The sequence below is a fragment of the Pseudoalteromonas sp. K222D genome, assembly GCF_017653575.1.
GTDB lineage: Bacteria > Pseudomonadota > Gammaproteobacteria > Enterobacterales > Alteromonadaceae > Pseudoalteromonas > Pseudoalteromonas nigrifaciens.
This window is the reverse complement of sequence record NZ_JAGGDL010000026.1, coordinates 33631-50970: the sequence shown is the minus strand read 5'-3', so window position 1 is coordinate 50970 and position 17340 is coordinate 33631. Positions and strand designations below refer to the sequence as shown.

The 17340-nt window shown below is 40.4% G+C and carries 14 protein-coding genes; 6 read left to right on the top strand and 8 right to left on the bottom strand.

The genetic code is table 11. The features are described from left to right. Window positions 1–104: 104 nt before the first annotated feature. Entirely contained in the window at window positions 105–869 is a 765-nt protein-coding gene (locus J5X91_RS12940; protein ID WP_208834973.1) for a RusA family crossover junction endodeoxyribonuclease, read from the top strand. A 489-nt stretch (window positions 870–1358) separates the two neighbouring features. Here J5X91_RS12940 and J5X91_RS12935 read toward each other — a convergent pair whose 3' ends face one another. Both J5X91_RS12935 and J5X91_RS12930 read right to left on the bottom strand, forming a co-directional pair. Continuing rightward, window positions 1359–2660, bottom strand: a complete 1302-nt coding sequence (locus J5X91_RS12935; RefSeq protein WP_011329947.1) for a hemolysin family protein — start codon at window positions 2658–2660, stop codon at window positions 1359–1361. A gap of 142 nt (window positions 2661–2802) precedes the next feature. Continuing rightward, the gene (locus J5X91_RS12930) at window positions 2803–3912 is read right to left on the bottom strand and encodes an arginase family protein (RefSeq protein ID WP_179807156.1); all 1110 of its coding nucleotides are present in this window, start codon (window positions 3910–3912) and stop codon (window positions 2803–2805) included. 417 nt (window positions 3913–4329) lie between these two features. Here J5X91_RS12930 and udp point away from each other — a divergent pair, with 417 nt between their 5' ends. Then, window positions 4330–5088 carry a uridine phosphorylase gene (gene udp, locus J5X91_RS12925; protein ID WP_011329945.1) on the top strand — a complete coding sequence of 253 codons (759 nt, stop codon included), beginning with the start codon at window positions 4330–4332 and terminating at the stop codon, window positions 5086–5088. 30 nt (window positions 5089–5118) lie between these two features. Here udp and cdd read toward each other — a convergent pair whose 3' ends face one another. Next, window positions 5119–6048, bottom strand: a complete 930-nt coding sequence (cdd, locus tag J5X91_RS12920; RefSeq protein WP_011329944.1) for a cytidine deaminase — start codon at window positions 6046–6048, stop codon at window positions 5119–5121. Between the two features lie 120 nt (window positions 6049–6168). Continuing rightward, window positions 6169–8814, bottom strand: coding sequence for a phosphoenolpyruvate carboxylase (gene ppc / locus J5X91_RS12915; RefSeq protein WP_011329943.1), 2646 nt, complete (start codon window positions 8812–8814; stop codon window positions 6169–6171). A gap of 120 nt (window positions 8815–8934) precedes the next feature. On the opposite strand from ppc, the gene J5X91_RS12910 reads away from it, so the two are divergent. The 4 genes from J5X91_RS12910 (at window position 8935) to J5X91_RS12895 (ending at window position 11511) form a co-directional block, all read left to right on the top strand. Next, entirely contained in the window at window positions 8935–9333 is a 399-nt protein-coding gene (locus tag J5X91_RS12910) for a DUF393 domain-containing protein (protein ID WP_011329941.1), read from the top strand. After that, window positions 9330–10064 (top strand): SDR family oxidoreductase, encoded by a 735-nt coding sequence (locus J5X91_RS12905; RefSeq protein WP_208834972.1) that lies wholly within the window; start codon window positions 9330–9332, stop codon window positions 10062–10064. The genes J5X91_RS12910 and J5X91_RS12905 overlap by 4 nt, the downstream gene beginning before the upstream one ends. A 52-nt stretch (window positions 10065–10116) precedes the next feature. Then, complete coding sequence (locus J5X91_RS12900) at window positions 10117–10725, top strand: flavin reductase (RefSeq protein WP_208834971.1); 609 nt, start codon at window positions 10117–10119, stop codon at window positions 10723–10725. A 123-nt stretch (window positions 10726–10848) separates the two neighbouring features. Further along, window positions 10849–11511 (top strand): DsbA family oxidoreductase, encoded by a 663-nt coding sequence (locus tag J5X91_RS12895; RefSeq protein WP_086995654.1) that lies wholly within the window; start codon window positions 10849–10851, stop codon window positions 11509–11511. A gap of 177 nt (window positions 11512–11688) precedes the next feature. Here the strand turns inward: J5X91_RS12895 and J5X91_RS12890 are convergent, their stop codons facing one another. From J5X91_RS12890 to gcvA, 4 genes are all read right to left on the bottom strand, one after another. Continuing rightward, complete coding sequence (locus tag J5X91_RS12890) at window positions 11689–11967, bottom strand: peptidylprolyl isomerase (protein ID WP_011329937.1); 279 nt, start codon at window positions 11965–11967, stop codon at window positions 11689–11691. A 214-nt stretch (window positions 11968–12181) separates the two neighbouring features. Next, window positions 12182–13381 (bottom strand): porin, encoded by a 1200-nt coding sequence (locus J5X91_RS12885; protein WP_208834970.1) that lies wholly within the window; start codon window positions 13379–13381, stop codon window positions 12182–12184. 116 nt (window positions 13382–13497) lie between these two features. Next, complete coding sequence (locus tag J5X91_RS12880) at window positions 13498–16005, bottom strand: CoA transferase (RefSeq protein ID WP_208834969.1); 2508 nt, start codon at window positions 16003–16005, stop codon at window positions 13498–13500. A gap of 386 nt (window positions 16006–16391) precedes the next feature. Beyond that, complete coding sequence (gene gcvA, locus J5X91_RS12875) at window positions 16392–17285, bottom strand: transcriptional regulator GcvA (protein WP_208834968.1); 894 nt, start codon at window positions 17283–17285, stop codon at window positions 16392–16394. Between the last annotated feature and the right edge of the window lie 55 nt (window positions 17286–17340).

The window sequence follows — 17340 nt, the reverse complement described above, 5'->3', positions numbered from 1 at the left end:
TTGGATGATGAGCATGCTTCGTTCAACAAAGTATTTATACGATACAAGCAACGTAACGTATAAATACTAAGACGTTATGCGCCTTTCCTACTATTGAGTTTTAAATGAATATTACCGTTACGACTGACAATTGCGCTTTTGACAAACACTATCTAATTAGGGAGTCTGCCAGCGCAGAAATATCTATTGAATTAGAATTTGAAAAGATTGTGAGTATGCAGTCTCAGAATCAAAGGCAAAAAGATCTTATTACTCTAATACATGCTGAATTAAAGAAATTCGAATGGGTCATTTCTGAAACAGTGAATATAGAGTTCACTTGGTATTTGGATGCAGTAGAAAGACAAGAGACAGATAAGGTAGGGGATTTAGATAATATAACTAAACCAATCCTAGACGCATTTACAGGCGAAAATGGGGTGTTAATTGATGATGCACAAATAGGCTCTATCCATACATATTGGCAATCAAGAAATGAGCTTAAAGCAGATAATATAGTTAAAATTAAATTATCATTTAATAACGATTATTGCTTTAATAAAAGTGACCTCATTTTTATTCAGTATGAAGGTGCCATTTGTACTCCAATGAATGTCGATTTTAATTCTCATAAATCAATGTATGGAGCTTTAGCGGTAATTAAAGCGAGAAAAAATCATAGGGCAGCAGCTAAAAAGATTAAAAGCTTAGGTAGTAATGCCGACAGATTTTTAGTCGTATCATCTTATGATATTCACCGCACTCGTTTAAGTGGTTTTGATAAATCGAATATTTATACTTTAAAAAACTTTAAAAATAAATGTGAAGCACAAGGCTTTACTTTTAAAGCATTAATTAAGTTATTGAAGTGTTTGCGTTTAAGCGCCTAACAACACGCCCTGAGATGCACGACTAGTAAAATTTGGCTATTAATTGCAAATTTTAAAACTTGTGAATCTTTTGCTTCTGATAACTCAGCTTTTACAATTGAATTTGAAACTAGCAGTGGGCAAGAGTTGAAGATACTTTCCCTGTAGTATCTAATTCTTATATAGGTTTATTACCCATACAAGAGATTAATGTTGCACCGTCTGAAAATAGCACTTTCCAGCCATTCGATACTATAAAATGCTGATAATAATTGCCAAGACATTTTACTGTGTCGGATGGCGCTTCGCTTATCCGACCTACATTTGCTAATCGATAATACATAACGCTAATGTTAATTGAGGTTGCCTTTTTTCGTTGGGTTTCGCTGCGCTCAAACCAACCCAAGTAAAAACACCTTAAAATAATAAAATAAGGTGTTTTTACTTTGTGATTTTGACTGTTTACTTGCTACTTTTTACTTGCTAATAGCGAGCTAACTTAGTTTGTACTTAGCTTTGCGGTGGCTCGGGCGTGGGTACTATTTTTGATACCAGTAACTGCTCAACCCGAATGCCTTCAACATCGACCACTTCAAATTTAAAGCCGGCGTATTGAATATACTCTGCACGTTTTGGAATACGCTTCATGGTATAAATTAAATATCCGGCCACGGTTTCGTAATGACTTTGATGAGGAAACTCATCAATATCAAGTACTTTAGCCAACTCAACTATGGGGGTTAAACCATCAACTAACCAGGAGTTTTGGTCGCGCTCAACAATTAACTCATCATCGCTGTGAGTAATTAAGTCGCCCATAAAGCCTTTCATTAAATCTTTTACCGTTACTATGCCTACCACTAATGCGTATTCGTTAACTACCACAGCAAAAGGCTGTACGGCTGTTTTAAACGCATTTAATGCCTCTGATAAACTGAGGGTTTCGGGCAGATAAAAAATATCTTTTTCGAGCATTTCGCTATTAATATTCGCTGCATCGCCTTTAAGTACTTGGCGTAAAATATCTTTTGATTCAACAGAGCCGATTAATTTATCTAAATTATCGTTACACACTAAAAAGTGATTATGTGGATGCTCTATTATTTTGTTAGCAATATCATGGCTCGACTCATTAATATCAAAATAAACTATTTGGTCGCGCGGCGACATCACACTCGATATAAAGCGCGCTTCTAGGTCAAATACGTTACCGATTAAATCGTATTCTTGTTGCTGTAGGCTGCCGTATTCTGCACCAGCATCCATCATGGCAACAATGTCTTCTGTGGTTACAATATCTTCGCGCTCGCTTGGTACTTTAAAAATACGCAAAATAATATTTGTTAAACCATTAAAAAATAATACCAAGGGCGTTAAGGCATAGGTAACCCAGCGCATTATTGTTACCACGCGCACAGCAACGGCCTCTGGCAAAATCATTGCCAAACGTTTAGGTAGTAAATCTGCAAATAAAATAAACAGTGAAGTAATGGTTAAAAACGACAGTAAAAAACTAATTTGTGCCAGTAATGGGCCTTGATAAAAAAACTGCAAAACATTTTGCACATAAGGCGAAAGTGCTTGCTCACCCACAATGCCGCCTAATATAGCAATAGCATTAAGGGTTATTTGGATCATGGCAAAAAATGCCCCAGGTTGTTCTTGTAGCTTTAATACTGCAGCTGCTTGAACATTGCCCTCATCAGCCATTACTCTTAATTTTATTTTACGCGATGCTGCAATCGCAATTTCCGACATTGCAAACAACGCACTGATCAAGATTAATAAGCCAATCCCGACTAAATCACCCATTTATAGCTCCAATAAAATACGCTTTTATAGCAAAAGCAGCTGGATTATAGTCGCTTTTTTAAACGGGGCAATTTAAATTTAATATTTATTAAAAGGCTTTTATTATCAATACAATAAGCAGGCCTTTCGACCTGCTTTAAGATTACTTGTTCATCGCACTAATCAAAAACGCCGAAATTTTAGCGCCTTCTCGTAAGGTGGTTTCTGAACTTGACTGCCCTACTAGCGAGCTGTCGGTAAAAGGCGCAATTTCCATCATATCGGCACCGGTGATCGGAAATTCATCGGCTATGGCTGATAAAATATCCAGTGCGTGCTGCGGCGTTAAGCCGTTTGCCTCTGGTGTGCCTGTTGCAGAGGCATATTTTTCATCAAGGGCGTCAATATCAAAGCTAACATACACTTCGTCAACGTTGTCGGCTTTAAGCTGGGCAATGGCATCTGCGGCAACGGCTGCTGCACCGCGCTCTATAATTTCATGCGCCCAATGTTGTTTAACACCAAAGGTGCTTTCCCAATGCTCTTTCGGTTTACCGCTTGAACGAATACCAAATTGAATTAAATGATGTGGCGCAGGTAAAAACTCTAAAATATGCGTACACCAAGAGCCAAAACATAAATCAATACCTAAGCGCTCAACCAATAAGTCGGTATGGGCATCAAAGTGAATAATTGCGGTACGCTTGCCTTGTGCGCGCTTAGCTTTTAAATACGCTTTTGTTAATGGGTAACTAATTGAATGATCGCCGCCAATACCAAAAATGCCTTTATTTTCAAATGTTGCATAAAAGCTGTCGCACACATCTTCAGTGATCGACAGTGGGCTAACGTAATAGTCGTTATTTTCGTTGCCGTATAATGCTTTTTGGCAATTGGTTATAGTGGCTTTGTTTAAGTATTTATCATGTAATAAATGAGGAATAACGCGTACGTCGCCTAAATCGAATGAGCGGCACTGAGGTTGCTGATCGAGTAACGCTGAGCGTAAAAATAACGGCCCCCAGTTTGCGCCACGTAAAATACCGCCGCCACAATCTGAGCTAATACCTAGCATAACCGCTTTATGCGGCGAATTGGGTAATTCGTTAAGCGACTCACGCCATAATGGGCCAATATTTTCGGTTTGCCCATAAAGCTTATTTCTTAATGCAGCTTTGCGCTCTTTTGCAGTGTTAACTGTATATACACCATCACCTGGTGCGCACAAACAATGCTCAATTTTGCTTTTAAATTCCTGAAATTCGGTGCTCATGGTAAACCCTTATAAATCTATATGTTTTGCGTGGTACTGATTAGTTATGCAAAATTGCTAATATTTAAATACTAACAATAACATTAGTACTGCTTGCTAAAAGCAAACTAACGTTAAATTAGCCTTGCTTCACTAATGTATATACCATCCAAAAAATAACAACTAACCATATGAATAAAAACAACTTAGTGTAAATGTGCCTGTTGTTTATGATAATTTACTCATTACTTTAGACGATCAATATAATGTCTGCCTATACAAGTCAACCGCCTCATTTTACGGGTAATTTTAATATATGCTTGAATATTCAATGTGGGTGAATAAATCAAAACAAATCAACACGGACATACGTCCTGTACTAAACAAACAATTATAGTAATGATGCTAAATTGATAGTAATTTTATAAAGGCTTAGTTATGGAAAAGGTATTTCACTTAGGGTTATGTATTGACGATCTTAAAGGTGCAAAACTGGCTATTGTTCCGGGCGATCCGGATCGTGCTGCACGTATTTCGCAATTTTTAGATAACCCAACTTGCCTGGCTAAAACGCGTGAATTTCATGTTTATTTAGGTGAGCTTAATGGCCATTCTGTGGTTATATGCTCTACCGGTATTGGCGGTCCATCGACGTCGATTGCCGTTGAAGAATTAGCCCAACTTGGCGTGCACAGCTTTTTGCGTATTGGTACTACTGGTGCAATTCAACCACACATTAACGAAGGCGATATTTTAATTAGCCAAGCCTCTGTGCGTTTAGATGGTGCAAGCCAGCATTTTGCGCCGCTTAGCTACCCTGCGGTATCTGACTTTTTTGCTACCCAAGCTATGGTTAAAGCCTGTGAAAACCTTAATATCGATTTTCATATTGGTATTACTGCATCAAGCGACACATTTTACCCAGGGCAAGAGCGTTACGATACGCACTCTGGTTATGTACCAAAGTCGTTACAAGGCAGCTGTGAAGAGTGGCAAAAATTGGGTGTGATGAACTACGAAATGGAATCGGCAACCTTATTTACTATGTGTGCGGCACTTGGTTTACAAGCAGCGTGCGTAGCCGGTGTATTAGTTAATCGTACTCGCCAAGAAATTCCTAATGTTGACCACGGCGAAATTGAAAGAAAATCAGTTGCGGTAGTATTAGAAGCCGCTAAAGTACTGCTCGCTAAGTAACAGTACTTTTTAGTGTGTCAGTTTGCCAAGTTACTCACTTAATGGCGCACTAATTAGCTCAAGTGGTGGCAAGTTTACAAAGCTTGCTAGCACTGCTTGAGCCACTCCTGCTTGGTTTTCATGACCAGCGGTTTCTAACAGTGTTATTCCCTTTACGGTATGTTGATCAAAACTCAAACCGGCTAAAAACAACTGACTTAATGCACTTTGCAATGGCGATAAGCTAGGGCTGTATGCAGCGTTTTCTGCGTAACTGCCATAAAAGTCACCGTTGTTAAACGTAGTGATTTTTACTGCGCTGTAGTTTTGGCTATACGGTACATAAGCTGCTAACGCATAGGCTGCCAGCTGTTGCTCTACTTCTGTATTGTTAAATGAGCGAGCCTGCGGGGCTGGATTAAATAAGCTGTACTGATTGCCTAAATCGGTGGGGCCAAACGAATGCGGTAACAAGTCTGCAAGTTTAAATTGCTGCTCGGGCAGTAAAATATCAAATTCACGCGCATCAGCTAATTCGTTCATAAATTGGCGGCAATAACCACAAGGTGCGTCACTAATCGCTATTTTTAGTATTTTTTTCGCGCCATTTAACCAAGCATTATTAATTGCAGACTGCTCTGCGTGCACCACTAAACTAAGTGCTTGGCGGTTAAACTCGGCATTAGCACCAAAGTAAAAATTAACCTCGCCGCTTTCATCAAGTGCTTTAACGATTGCACCCACATGAAAGTTCGATACGGGTGCTACCGCAAACTCAGACGCTAAAGGCACTAAACCTTGTAATAAGGCGTCGTTTGTTACATTAAGTTGCGCGCATAGTTGGTTAATATTATTTGCGTTTAAAATACCGCGCTGGGTTTTTAATTGGCTACGTAAAGCCTGTGTTTGCGCTACGCTTAAAGAGATGTGGGTATTACTAAGTGCGGTGTTTGCTTGTACTAAAAAGGTTGCAGAAGCCATAATATAATTTTTGTTATTCAATGGCTAAGTAGTTTAAAAGGTTAGCGCATAAAATGCCAGCGCATATGCACAAAATAAGGGGTTACGGCGCTGCGCAACCCCCTTGTTTTTATTTAGCTATTAACCAGTATTGCGCATACCTGCTGCTATGCCGGTCATGGTGATCATTAACGCGTTATCTATATCGCCTTCACTGCCGTTGTCGCTTGAGCGCGCACGGCGAAGTAACTCTACCTGCAACACATTAAGCGGATCGGTATAAGGGTTACGCAGCGCAATTGACTCTTTGATCCATGGCTGATCGGCCAATAAGCTTTTTTGCGGGCTAAGCGACTGTACTAAACTAATCGCTTCAGCGAGCTCTTTGCGCAAGGTAACACCAAGTGGTTTGTACATATCTTCCACCAGCGCATTATCGTAATGCTCACTTAACCAGCTGTCGGCCTTACTAAATACCATTTCGAGCATTTCTAGGCGCGATCTAAAAAATGGCCATTGTAAGCTCATTTCTTGCAAGGTTTCAACGCCGTATTTTGCCAAGGCCGCTTGTAATCCTGTTAATGCGCCTAACCATGCTGGCAGCATTAAACGGTTTTGGCTCCATGCAAAAATCCACGGTATTGCCCGCAAGCTTTCGACCCCACCTGTAGGGTTGCGTTTTGCAGGGCGCGAGCCAAGCGGCAGTTTAGAAAGCTCAAGTTCTGGGGTTGCCATTCTAAAGTAAGGTACAAAATTTTCATCGTGGCGTACCACGTTACGATAATGCTCGCACGACTCTTCGCTGATCAAAGCCATTACTTCGCGCCATTGTGGTTTAGGCTCTGGCGGTGGTAATAAATTACTTTGCAGTACAGCGCCGGCGTAAATATTTAAGCTTTGTAGCGCAACATCGGGTAAACCAAATTTAAAGCGGATCATCTCGCCTTGCTCGGTTACTCGCAGTCCGCCTTTTAATGACCCCGGTGGTTGTGAATGTAGGGCTTGTGCAGCGGGTGCGCCGCCTCGCCCTACCGTACCTCCACGGCCATGAAATAACACCAGCTCTATGCCGCGTTTGTCGGCTAATTGTACTAGCTTATCCATTGCTTCGTACTGCGCCCAACCAGCTGCCATCATACCGGCGTCTTTTGCTGAGTCTGAGTAACCTATCATAACGTTTTGGGTGTTGTTAATTTGGCCTCTGTACCAGTCATTATCCAACAAAGTAGTAATAACATTGTGGCCATCATTTAAATCATCTAAGGTTTCAAATAACGGCGCAACCGGTAATTTAAAGCTACAACCACTTTCTTTTAACAGCAATTGTACCGCTAAAATATCGGAGGCTGTGCGCGCCATCGAAATAATATATAAGCCAAATGTTTGCTCGTCTTGCTGTGCAATCACGTCAAAGGTGTCGAGTACTTCTTGCACCTCTGGGCTTGGCTGCCAACGCTTAGGTATTAGCGGCCTGCGAGAGTTAAGCTCAGTGAGTAAAAAGGCTTGTTTGTCTTGCTCTTGCCATTGGTTGTAATCGCCTAAACCTAAGTAACGCGTAAGCTCTGAAAACACATCACCATGGCGCGATGAATCTTGGCGTACATCTAATTTAGCTAACCGCAAACCAAAACTATTAAGACGATGTAATACATCCAGTAATAGGCCATCAGCAACTACTTTCATATTGCATTTTAATAGCGAGCGATAGCACACCTCAATTGGATGTTTTATTTGGTTTATATCGGTAATTAAGTCTTGGGCTTCGCTGCGCTGATTTTTTATTTTTGCGCCTAAATGCATTACGGTTTCTAACACTTGGTTTTTAAGTGTTTTAATCACGCAGCGATAAGGTTCAAATTCTTGCCCCGCAAGGGCTATTAGCTCATCACTGGCATCAGACATCGACAGCTCTGTACTTAGCGTTTCTAGATCGCGGCCATATAAGTCCAGTGCCATCCAACGACCATGATCAAGCACCTCTTTGGTTACTTGTGCGGTTACATAAGGGTTGCCGTCACGATCTCCGCCCATCCACGAGGTAAACTCTATTGGGCTGTAGTTTATTGGTAACTCTAAGCTTAAATGCTCTTTTACATGCTGGCTAAACTCACGTAAAAAACGCGGCACTGCATGCCACAAGCTATTTTCAATCACCGCGTAGCCCCACTTTGCTTCATCAACAGGGGTGGGTCGCGAGCGACGAATATCGTCGGTGTGCCATGCTTGGCTAATTAACTGCGCAATACGGTTTAAAATAGCCTCGCGCTCTTGTGCTAAGTTATCAGTTCGCTCCAATGAAGCTAAGCAATCACTTAACTCAACGTGCTTATTAATAATTGTGCGGCGTGTTACTTCTGTAGGGTGCGCGGTTAGCACCAAGTTTATGTGGAGTTTTGAGAGTGTGTCGGCCAAATGATTGTGATTAAGTTGGCCATTATTTGCTTTTGTTGCTAACGTTTTTAATGTTTGAGTGAGAGGATTTAGCTGGCAAAAACCAACATCATTAAAACGCGAAACGGTATGAAACTGCTCGGCAACATTGGCAAGGTTTAAAAAATGATTAAATGAACGGGCAACCGGTAACAGCTCTTCATCGCTGAGCGCATGTAATACTTTTATTAGTGTTTTACGGTCGTTTTCGTTGCCACTGCGAGATGACTTTGATAAAGCTCTTATTTCTTCTACTTTATCTAAAATTGCTTGGCCTTGGGCATCTTTAATTGTTTGCCCTAATAATTGGCCTAGTAAATTTACATTGCCTCGCAAGGCGGCATATTGTTCACTCATTTCTCAGTCTCCTTTGTTTCATGGAGCACTATTAATATCACTATGCGCGGTTATTTAATAGATCCATTTGCAATGGTGTGTCGTAAAAAAGCATATGTAAAATAATTACAAAGCAATAACATGATCATTTTTTACGATGCTAACTGCCCATTGTGTAACGCCGAAATGCAACATTTAAAGCGTGCTGACATTAATAATAAAATAATATTAGAGGACCTCAATGCCACTGACTTTAATACGCGTTTTCCTAAGGTAGATAAAAGTATAGCTATGGCGTTATTACACGCAAGAATGCCATCAGGAATAATGATCTATGGCCTTGATGTAACCTACCAAGCATGGAAAACAGTAGGTAAATATCCTTGGTTGAAGATTATTCGCTTGCCCATAATTCGATTTTTTGCTGATTGCACATACACTTTTTTTGCTAAGTATCGCCAGCCTATAAGTCGTTTCTTAATGCCAAACTCACAGTGTAAAAATAATCAATGTAAAACCAAAAGTGCAGGTGATAAATGAAAACTATTGTTTTATTTGGCGCAAGTAGCGCAATTGCACAAGCTTATATAGCGCATTTAAATAACCAAGTAACCCAGTACCATATTGTTTGCGTAAGCGCGGGCTCGCGCAATGCACAGTACAATAACCTAAATAATATAACGCAACTGCAAAGCGATTATTCAAAGCAAAGCTTAAACAATGTTACCACTACACTACAAAACCAGCAGGCTGATTTACATCAGGTAATTATTTTTAATGGCCTTTTACATAATCAGCAACACATGCCAGAAAAAAAACTAGAGGACATTAACAGCGATTATTTTAATCAACTATTGCAAGTTAATGCGCTTACACCCCTGCTATGCCTGCAAAGTGTATTACCATTATTAACACCTAAAACCCACTGCACTATTACCGCATTAAGCGCCCGGGTTGGCAGCATAAACGACAATAAACTTGGCGGCTGGTATACCTATCGTGCATCAAAAGCGGCGCTTAATATGTTATTTAAAACTGCCGCCGTGGAGCTGGCAAGGCGCGCTAAAAACACTAAGCTCATTTTATTTCATCCCGGTACTACCGACACTGAGCTGTCTAAGCCTTTTCAAAAAAATGTACCACCAAACAAGCTTTTTACTCCTGCGTTTGTAGCGCAGCAATTATTTGAACTGACTAACAATAACCCTAATTTAGAACTTAACGGTGAACCCGCCTACCTAGATTGGCAAGGCATCACTATTTCATGGTAGGTATTTCATGGGAGGTATTCCATGGTAAGTATTTCATAGTAAGGATTTTTTAATGCATTTTACTAAAGCGCGCATTGCAGCACTTGAAAAACACACGCGTACCCACTTTATAAACTCGTTGTCGGGCTTTAAAAGCGCTAACTTAATTGGCACTCAAGACAGCCAAGGCAATACTAACTTATCGATTGTTAGCTCTGTTATTCATTTAGGTGCGCACCCGCCATTAATTGGTATGATAATGCGCCCCCATAGCGTACCCCGTCACACTTTCGAAAATATTTTAGCAACCGGTGTTTATACTATTAATCATGTTAATAGTGCTATTTATCAGCAAGCACATCAAACCTCGGCGCGTTATGATAAAAACGAATCAGAGTTTGCTGCCACTGGTTTAACAGCTGAGTATTTAAATGAATTTACTGCCCCATTTGTACAACAAAGCCGCTTAAAATATGCGGTAAAATACATTGAACATCAGCATTTAGCAGTCAATGGTACTGAGCTTGTGATTGGCGAAATAATGGACGTATATTTAGATGAAGCGGCACTGCAAAGCGATGGCTTTTTAGACTTACAGGCCATAGATACGGTAGCCATAAGCGGGCTCGATAGCTACCACAGCACTAACAAACTAATGCGCCTGCCTTATGCTAAAAAGTAACCAGGCTGCAAATACATTATTTGCAGCTTTTAATCCACTGCAGAGTAATCATGATTGATAAACTGCAATTAATCCCAATATACTCATTATATTCGCTTTACCGCTTTGCCCTAAGGGAAAATAATGAAAACGCTTAAAATTGATATTGTATCGGATGTAATGTGCCCATGGTGCATTATTGGTTATAAAAACCTTGAAAAAGCACTCAGTGAATTACACGGTGAAATAAACGCAGAAATTAGCTGGAAACCGTTTGAGCTTAACCCAAATATGCCGCCTGAAGGCCAAGATCTAAATGAACATTTAACGCAAAAGTACGGCTTAACACCAGAGCAAAGCAAAGATAACCGCCAACGTTTAATAGACGCCGGAAAAGACGCCGACTTCACGTTTAACTTTGACGATAAGCGAATGATAATAAATAGCTTCGATTGCCATCGTTTATTAGCATGGGCTGCCACTTCAAATAAGCAGACCGAGCTAAAACTGGCTTTATTTAAAGCCCACTTTTCTGACTTAGTGAATTTAAACGAGCAACCCGCTTTGCTTGATATTGTTGCAAGTGTTGGCCTTGATACAGACCGTGCTCAAGAAATTTTAGCCGGTGGTGAGTTTTTTCAAGAAGTACGCAGCCAGCAAAGTGACATACAGCAAATGGGTATTACCACAGTGCCTACTTTTATCATAAATGAGCAATACGCCCTTACCGGCGGACAACCTAGCGCTGCATTTGTGCAAGCCTTTAAGCAAATAACTGAAGAAGAAGCACAGCAAAACGCTGAGTAATTAAACTCTGAATTAAAGAATTTAAAAAGGCTGCAATGTGCAGCCTTTTCTTTTAATTTAATTTAATTTAATTTAATTTAATTTAATTTAAAGTATTAAGCCTGTTAAACTGCATTTAATACATGCACTTAATACATGCACTTAATACATGCACTTAATACATGCACTTAAAGAATATTAAGTACGGTAAAGCACTTTGATCACATGCCAGCCAAATTTAGTTTTAACTAAATGCGGCTCTAAAATAGCGCCATTAAACGCAATTTTGTCGAACTGTGGCACCATTTGTCCACGTCTAAATTCACCTAAATCGCCACCTTTTTTACCCGACGGACACGACGAATACTTTTTAGCTAAGGTTTGAAATTTTGCACCTTTACCTAATTGCGTAATAATATCTTCTGCAATTTCTTTATGTTTTACCAGTATATGCAGTGCGTGCGCTGTATTTGCCATGTGAAAGCCTTGTAATATCGGTTAAATTTAAACGCCGCGATTTTAGCACAGCTAATTATATTCAACATAAATAATACTAACCATCGTTTAGCAGATTAGCCGCAGCCATACTTTTTACGCATAACCAGCCCATAGACCCACGGATAACATCATTGACGTTAAATATTAGCTGCATTTTAGTATAACGAGAGCCTGTAAACTTTGTACTGTACAGTTAAAAATAATAACCAAAATTAATATTTATACGCTTATTTGTTGCATCACTATCACCACCCATACTGCCGCCAAGGAAAGGCTGATTTTTCCCAACAGCATAATCAATGAGCGTATACAAATTTCCTGATGTAACCATTACACCGGTTACGTTCATCATTGTATCTTCTTTTAAATCACCCGATTTATCGGTCATTAAATTATAATCGTTGTAAAAAGTTAGATTGCTAATTGGGCCAAAATCCACTGGTAATGAATAGGAAAGGTTTAAATTATAAATTGTAGCTGATGCTGGGATCGTATCGTAAAAGGCGTAGGCACCCACAGCAACAAAATCTGCCTGTTCATTTAAATCATATTCATAATCTGTGTATTGAAACATTATACCCAAATTATCCACATTCCCTTTTGCATGGAATGCATACGCATTGTGCTCACCCGCATTCCCCTCCTCACCTTCAATCCCCCCTAATAATAATGATGCGCCGAGCTCAAAGTTATCAAATTTGTAGGCATAACGCAGGTTTAAGGTGCTGTCATCGGCAAGACCTTGTTGAGGAGTATCATAAAGGCCCTCTCCTGGGGGGCGTGTCCCCACAATATCGTAAGAATAACGGTCGGTTCTATCACTTACATAACCATCAATTCCCCCTAGCTCATCGGTTTTAAAAAATGCGATACGAATATCATGTTTATCATAATTACCTATAAAAGATAAACCCGCATCGTAATCGTCTTCAAGTCCAACATAGAAATTGCTGCTAAAAAAGAAGCTGTTGGAATTGTAGGTAAGATTTCCAAAAGGCACCTGTGTAATACCCACCTGCCCTTGCCAGTTTTCATTAAACTGATAAGCAACATAGGCGTGATGTACTGCCTCCATATATTGATACCACCGGTATTGCGCTGATAACGTTACATCACCAATTGTGCCATTAAAATCTAAACGAAAAACATCAAAATCGAAGTCGCCCCCGCGCTCTTTATCATCAGTATCATAATCTTTAACGCCATATTGAAAGCGGACCGCGCCACCTATTTTAATTGCACTATCTTTAGCTTCGCGGTCTTTTTCCAATTGTTGTTTAATTTCTTTAAGTTCTTGTTTAACCTCAGCCAACTCAGCTGATTCAGCTGCGTTCCCCATAAACGGCAATGCAGTAGAGGCTAAAATAGCCATCGCAATCGATGAAATTTTCATATTATTATCCTGTGATTTTATATTTTTATTTTAAGGTATCAGGTAACTTTAGAGATGGTGTATCGACGACACAATCGTCGTCGATACTGTTGATTATTATTGCAGTTGTTAATACGTTAGCTAGGCAGGAACTCTTTACCCCACCCGGTGCCCGCTTCTTTATTGTCAATCATTGATTGAATTTTTTCGTCGCTATAACCAACACTGGCTAGTACTGCTTGCGTTGAATTACCATAGCGTTCAGTTTCAGGCTGTGCGAAAATAGACGCTTCCGTCGGGCGAATTGAATAATGATCAATCAAGGTAACACGATGACCACTCGGGTGATTACTATACGTTGAGAAAGCATAACTGCCGCGATCTATACCCATAGTTCCATCAGCCTCTCGTGAGTATTGAGCACGTAACTCTTCAATACTCATTGGTTGTACTGCAGCAATCCCCGCCTGACGTAATTTTTTTGCCCAGCTCTCAGCCGAATCATTATTAAACGCCTCACTAAGGAAATCACTGACGCTGTCAGCTTGAGTGATCCCTGATAAGCCATTGACTGTTTCAAGTACTGATAATTCATTACTGTCAGAATCAAGGAACAGCCAACCGTCATTCGCCTTATAAAAATGTGATAACGGATGGTTACCGAGCACTTCACGACCTGATGCTTCATTAAATGGCCCTCGATTTTTATAATCAAATGCAAATTTAATTTGCGCCAGATTTGTCACGGCTGAAAGTGAGGTTCTTGATCTTGATGCTTGCCCCGTTTTTTGTCTGTGATAGAGCGATAGCGCCATACCTAAGCCACCAGCAAAACCACAGTTAACGTCTAATGTCCCTAGGTGAGCGTGCTCTTCTGGTGTTTCATTGCCACCAAAACGACTCATAATCCCGCTATTTGCCTGAATAATATCGTCGTAGCCTATATAGTCAGTTTTCGGGCCTCTCTTCGGGCCACCTAAGCAATCTAAACGGCAAAATAAAACACCAGGATTAATCGCTTGCAAACTGTCATGGTCTAAACCAAGTGGCTTCATTTGACGCTCCGGTGCATTAATAACAACAATATCAACGGATTTAACTAAACGTTCAAAAGCGTGCCGCCCTTCGTCAGTATTAATATTAACTAATGCGCTTTTTTTACCAATATTGGTTTGAAAGGTAAAGAGTGTACCAATCAAGGGATCATAAAGTGGAGTAACAGGGTCAAGCTTTATCACTTCGGCACCAAAGCGGCCTAAAAATGCAGTAGCATGCGGCCCGGCAATAACATTGGTTAAATCTAAAATTTTCACACCATCTAACCAACCGTGTTGAGATACCGGAGCAATATTTTTCCCGGTAGGCCTCACTACCACTTCATCATTGGCAACAGCAGCTAACTGCGACATTGCTTGATCAAAATCAACGTCCTGACGCGGTTTTGGCGTTAACATTTGGCTCACCGACTCTTCAAGCCACGCAATTGGCCCAGGTTGTTTCATTACACCATATTGCGAGTCTGTTACTTCTACAATCAGACCCGATGCATTGCAATGCTCGCTGTTAACCCACTCTTGTGTAGTTCGATGCGGAGCACCTGGAATTTGTCCTTCTCCGAATACAACCCCCCATTCTTCTGATGTTTTAGTTAAAAATACTTTTTTCATTTTGGCTGATATTATATCAGCCCACTTTTTAGGCAGTGGGTAAACACCAATTGATGTTTCACCATCCCACTCGTTTATTGGCAAATGCAGGTCTGCAACCTCTGGTAAGCCCTCAGCTCTAAGCTCATCATAAATACCCATTGCTTTTAAACAGCGGCTAGCATGGTTACGGTGCGACGGACATACCACATAAAAGAATCGGCCATCGCTACATTGGTAGGTACGATAAAATGGGTCTAAGTATTCTTGTAATTGTTGATAACTCAGATCCATCGCAATGTTATTTTCTTTACGATAAGCAATTTCATGCTCACGCATTGTTAGATAACGATCTGGCATATTCTCAATAACGACCGAGTTGTACGACAACCCTTCCATTAAGGCCGCCACAATCGGTACTTCAATGCTATCTCCTCGCCCTGATTTTTCACGTGACAGCAAGGCCATAATCACCGAACTGGCTGCTAAAGTGGTTGCATAAGATGAACCCAGTGCTAAAGGTGAAAAGCTCGGATTTAAACCCATTAGTACGCGATTGAATCCCATATCGGTAAACGCACCCGATGATGCAGCAACGATTGCTTCGGTTGCTTTCCATTCGCTGCGAAGCTGATCGTTACTAGCAAAACCAGGTAATGATAAGGTAATTAACTCGGGACGATTTTCACGTAACTTTTTAAAGTTGATACCTAAGCGATTCATTACATTTGGAGTAAAACTTTCAAGTACAACATCCGCATTTTCAATTAACATTAACGCTTTATCAAGCCCGCTTTGTGATTTCAAATCCAATCGTAAACAGCTTTTATTACGATTTAAAATAGCATTAGCGGGATGGTCCCATTGCGGACCCTCTGGTGGATCGATATGGATAACGGTTGCACCTAAATCGGCGAGGATCATCGCGACAGCGGGCCCAGCGATTTGTTGGCCAAAATCAATTACACGCACTCCGACTAACGGTAAATTCTGTTTCATATTAAATTGTCCTTAGGCTATTTTCACTAATTAACACCCATACTATTGGACTTGACATTTTTCCAATCTGTTACGGGATATCATTTAACCAACTCCAAGTTAAAACTTAGAATATTATTATTTATTAAAGCGTTAACTGAAAATACATGGCAGCTATAGCGCGTCACGTGGTTCAGTGAGTTGATAATAGGGGGTCTTTAGAAAGTGAACCAGCAATAAAAAACACCCCAAAGGTATAAGTTTATTTATGCTTAAATCAGGTGCTGTCAATACGCAACAGTACAACAGTCGAGTGAGAATATATTCGCCGTGGGGAATTTTAAATATGTGAGTGAACTAGCAAAAGAGGCAATACATCCATGTATTGCTTGCTAAAATGGTAGAAGTTATTGTTGCGCCACCTCCGCTAATAACCAGTTTCTAAAGATTTCGGCGTGCGGATGCTTTGCCTGTGAACGGGTATAAACCAAATAAAATGCTTCATCAGTTACTATTTTTTGCTCAAATGGCACAACTAAGTGACCCGCTTTTATCATATCTTCTACTAAGCTGGTGCGTCCAAGTGCCAGTCCTTGTCCAAGTGCTGCCATTTCTAATGCGGTAACTAAAGTATCAAATTGAAAGCCTTGACTCGGCTTTATATGCTCATGATTGGTTTGTTTTAACCAATGTCCCCAGCCTTCTTCATAGCCAATTACATGTAACAAACTATGCTGAGACAAATCTTCAGGGGTTTTTAATGATTTGTTTTTTATCAAAAAATCGGGACTGCAAACCGGAAACAACTCATCCCATGTAAGGCGGTCTGATTTTAATGATTGCCACTTTCCTTTGCCATAACGGATCTCAAAATCGTTATCGGCAGACGTTTCTCTTTCATCAATCCAGATGTTACTCGTGAGCTGTAAATTTATATGGGGATGTAGCTCCCTAAAACCACTTATTTTTGGCGCAAGCCATTTTAAAAAAAACACCAAGTTAACTTTAACATTAAGCAAATCTGTCCGGCTATGGCCAAAAATTTCTTCGGTGGCAATACTCAATCGTTCAACCGATTCGTGTACGGCAGGCAAATAAGCGGATCCCGCACTAGTAAGCTCTAATCCCCGGGGTAAGCGCTTGAATAATACCGCCCCTACTTGACTTTCAAGACCTTTAATTTGTTGGCTAACCGCTGCTTGAGTGAGATTTAATTCGAGGGCAGCATGCGTGAAACTTAAATGCCGCGCGGCAGCCTCAAATGAGCGGATCCAATTAAGGGGGGGTAATCTTCTTTTCATGCTTTGTTCTCATTATTGTTATTGTCTATAAATTTTCAGCAAGGCACATCTGCTG

Bases quoted from the DNA above. Each gene is read 5' to 3' on its own strand.
- J5X91_RS12905 (WP_208834972.1), top strand. From the start codon at position 9,330: ATGAAAACTATTGTTTTATTTGGCGCAAGTAGCGCAATTGCACAAGCT.
- gcvA (WP_208834968.1), bottom strand. From the start codon at position 17,285: ATGAAAAGAAGATTACCCCCCCTTAATTGGATCCGCTCATTTGAGGCT.
- J5X91_RS12935 (WP_011329947.1), bottom strand. From the start codon at position 2,660: ATGGGTGATTTAGTCGGGATTGGCTTATTAATCTTGATCAGTGCGTTG.
- cdd (WP_011329944.1), bottom strand. From the start codon at position 6,048: ATGGCTTCTGCAACCTTTTTAGTACAAGCAAACACCGCACTTAGTAAT.
- J5X91_RS12940 (WP_208834973.1), top strand. From the start codon at position 105: ATGAATATTACCGTTACGACTGACAATTGCGCTTTTGACAAACACTAT.
- J5X91_RS12900 (WP_208834971.1), top strand. From the start codon at position 10,117: ATGCATTTTACTAAAGCGCGCATTGCAGCACTTGAAAAACACACGCGT.
- J5X91_RS12895 (WP_086995654.1), top strand. From the start codon at position 10,849: ATGAAAACGCTTAAAATTGATATTGTATCGGATGTAATGTGCCCATGG.
- J5X91_RS12930 (WP_179807156.1), bottom strand. From the start codon at position 3,912: ATGAGCACCGAATTTCAGGAATTTAAAAGCAAAATTGAGCATTGTTTG.
- udp (WP_011329945.1), top strand. From the start codon at position 4,330: ATGGAAAAGGTATTTCACTTAGGGTTATGTATTGACGATCTTAAAGGT.
- J5X91_RS12880 (WP_208834969.1), bottom strand. From the start codon at position 16,005: ATGAAACAGAATTTACCGTTAGTCGGAGTGCGTGTAATTGATTTTGGC.
- J5X91_RS12910 (WP_011329941.1), top strand. From the start codon at position 8,935: ATGATCATTTTTTACGATGCTAACTGCCCATTGTGTAACGCCGAAATG.
- J5X91_RS12885 (WP_208834970.1), bottom strand. From the start codon at position 13,381: ATGAAAATTTCATCGATTGCGATGGCTATTTTAGCCTCTACTGCATTG.
- J5X91_RS12890 (WP_011329937.1), bottom strand. From the start codon at position 11,967: ATGGCAAATACAGCGCACGCACTGCATATACTGGTAAAACATAAAGAA.
- ppc (WP_011329943.1), bottom strand. From the start codon at position 8,814: ATGAGTGAACAATATGCCGCCTTGCGAGGCAATGTAAATTTACTAGGC.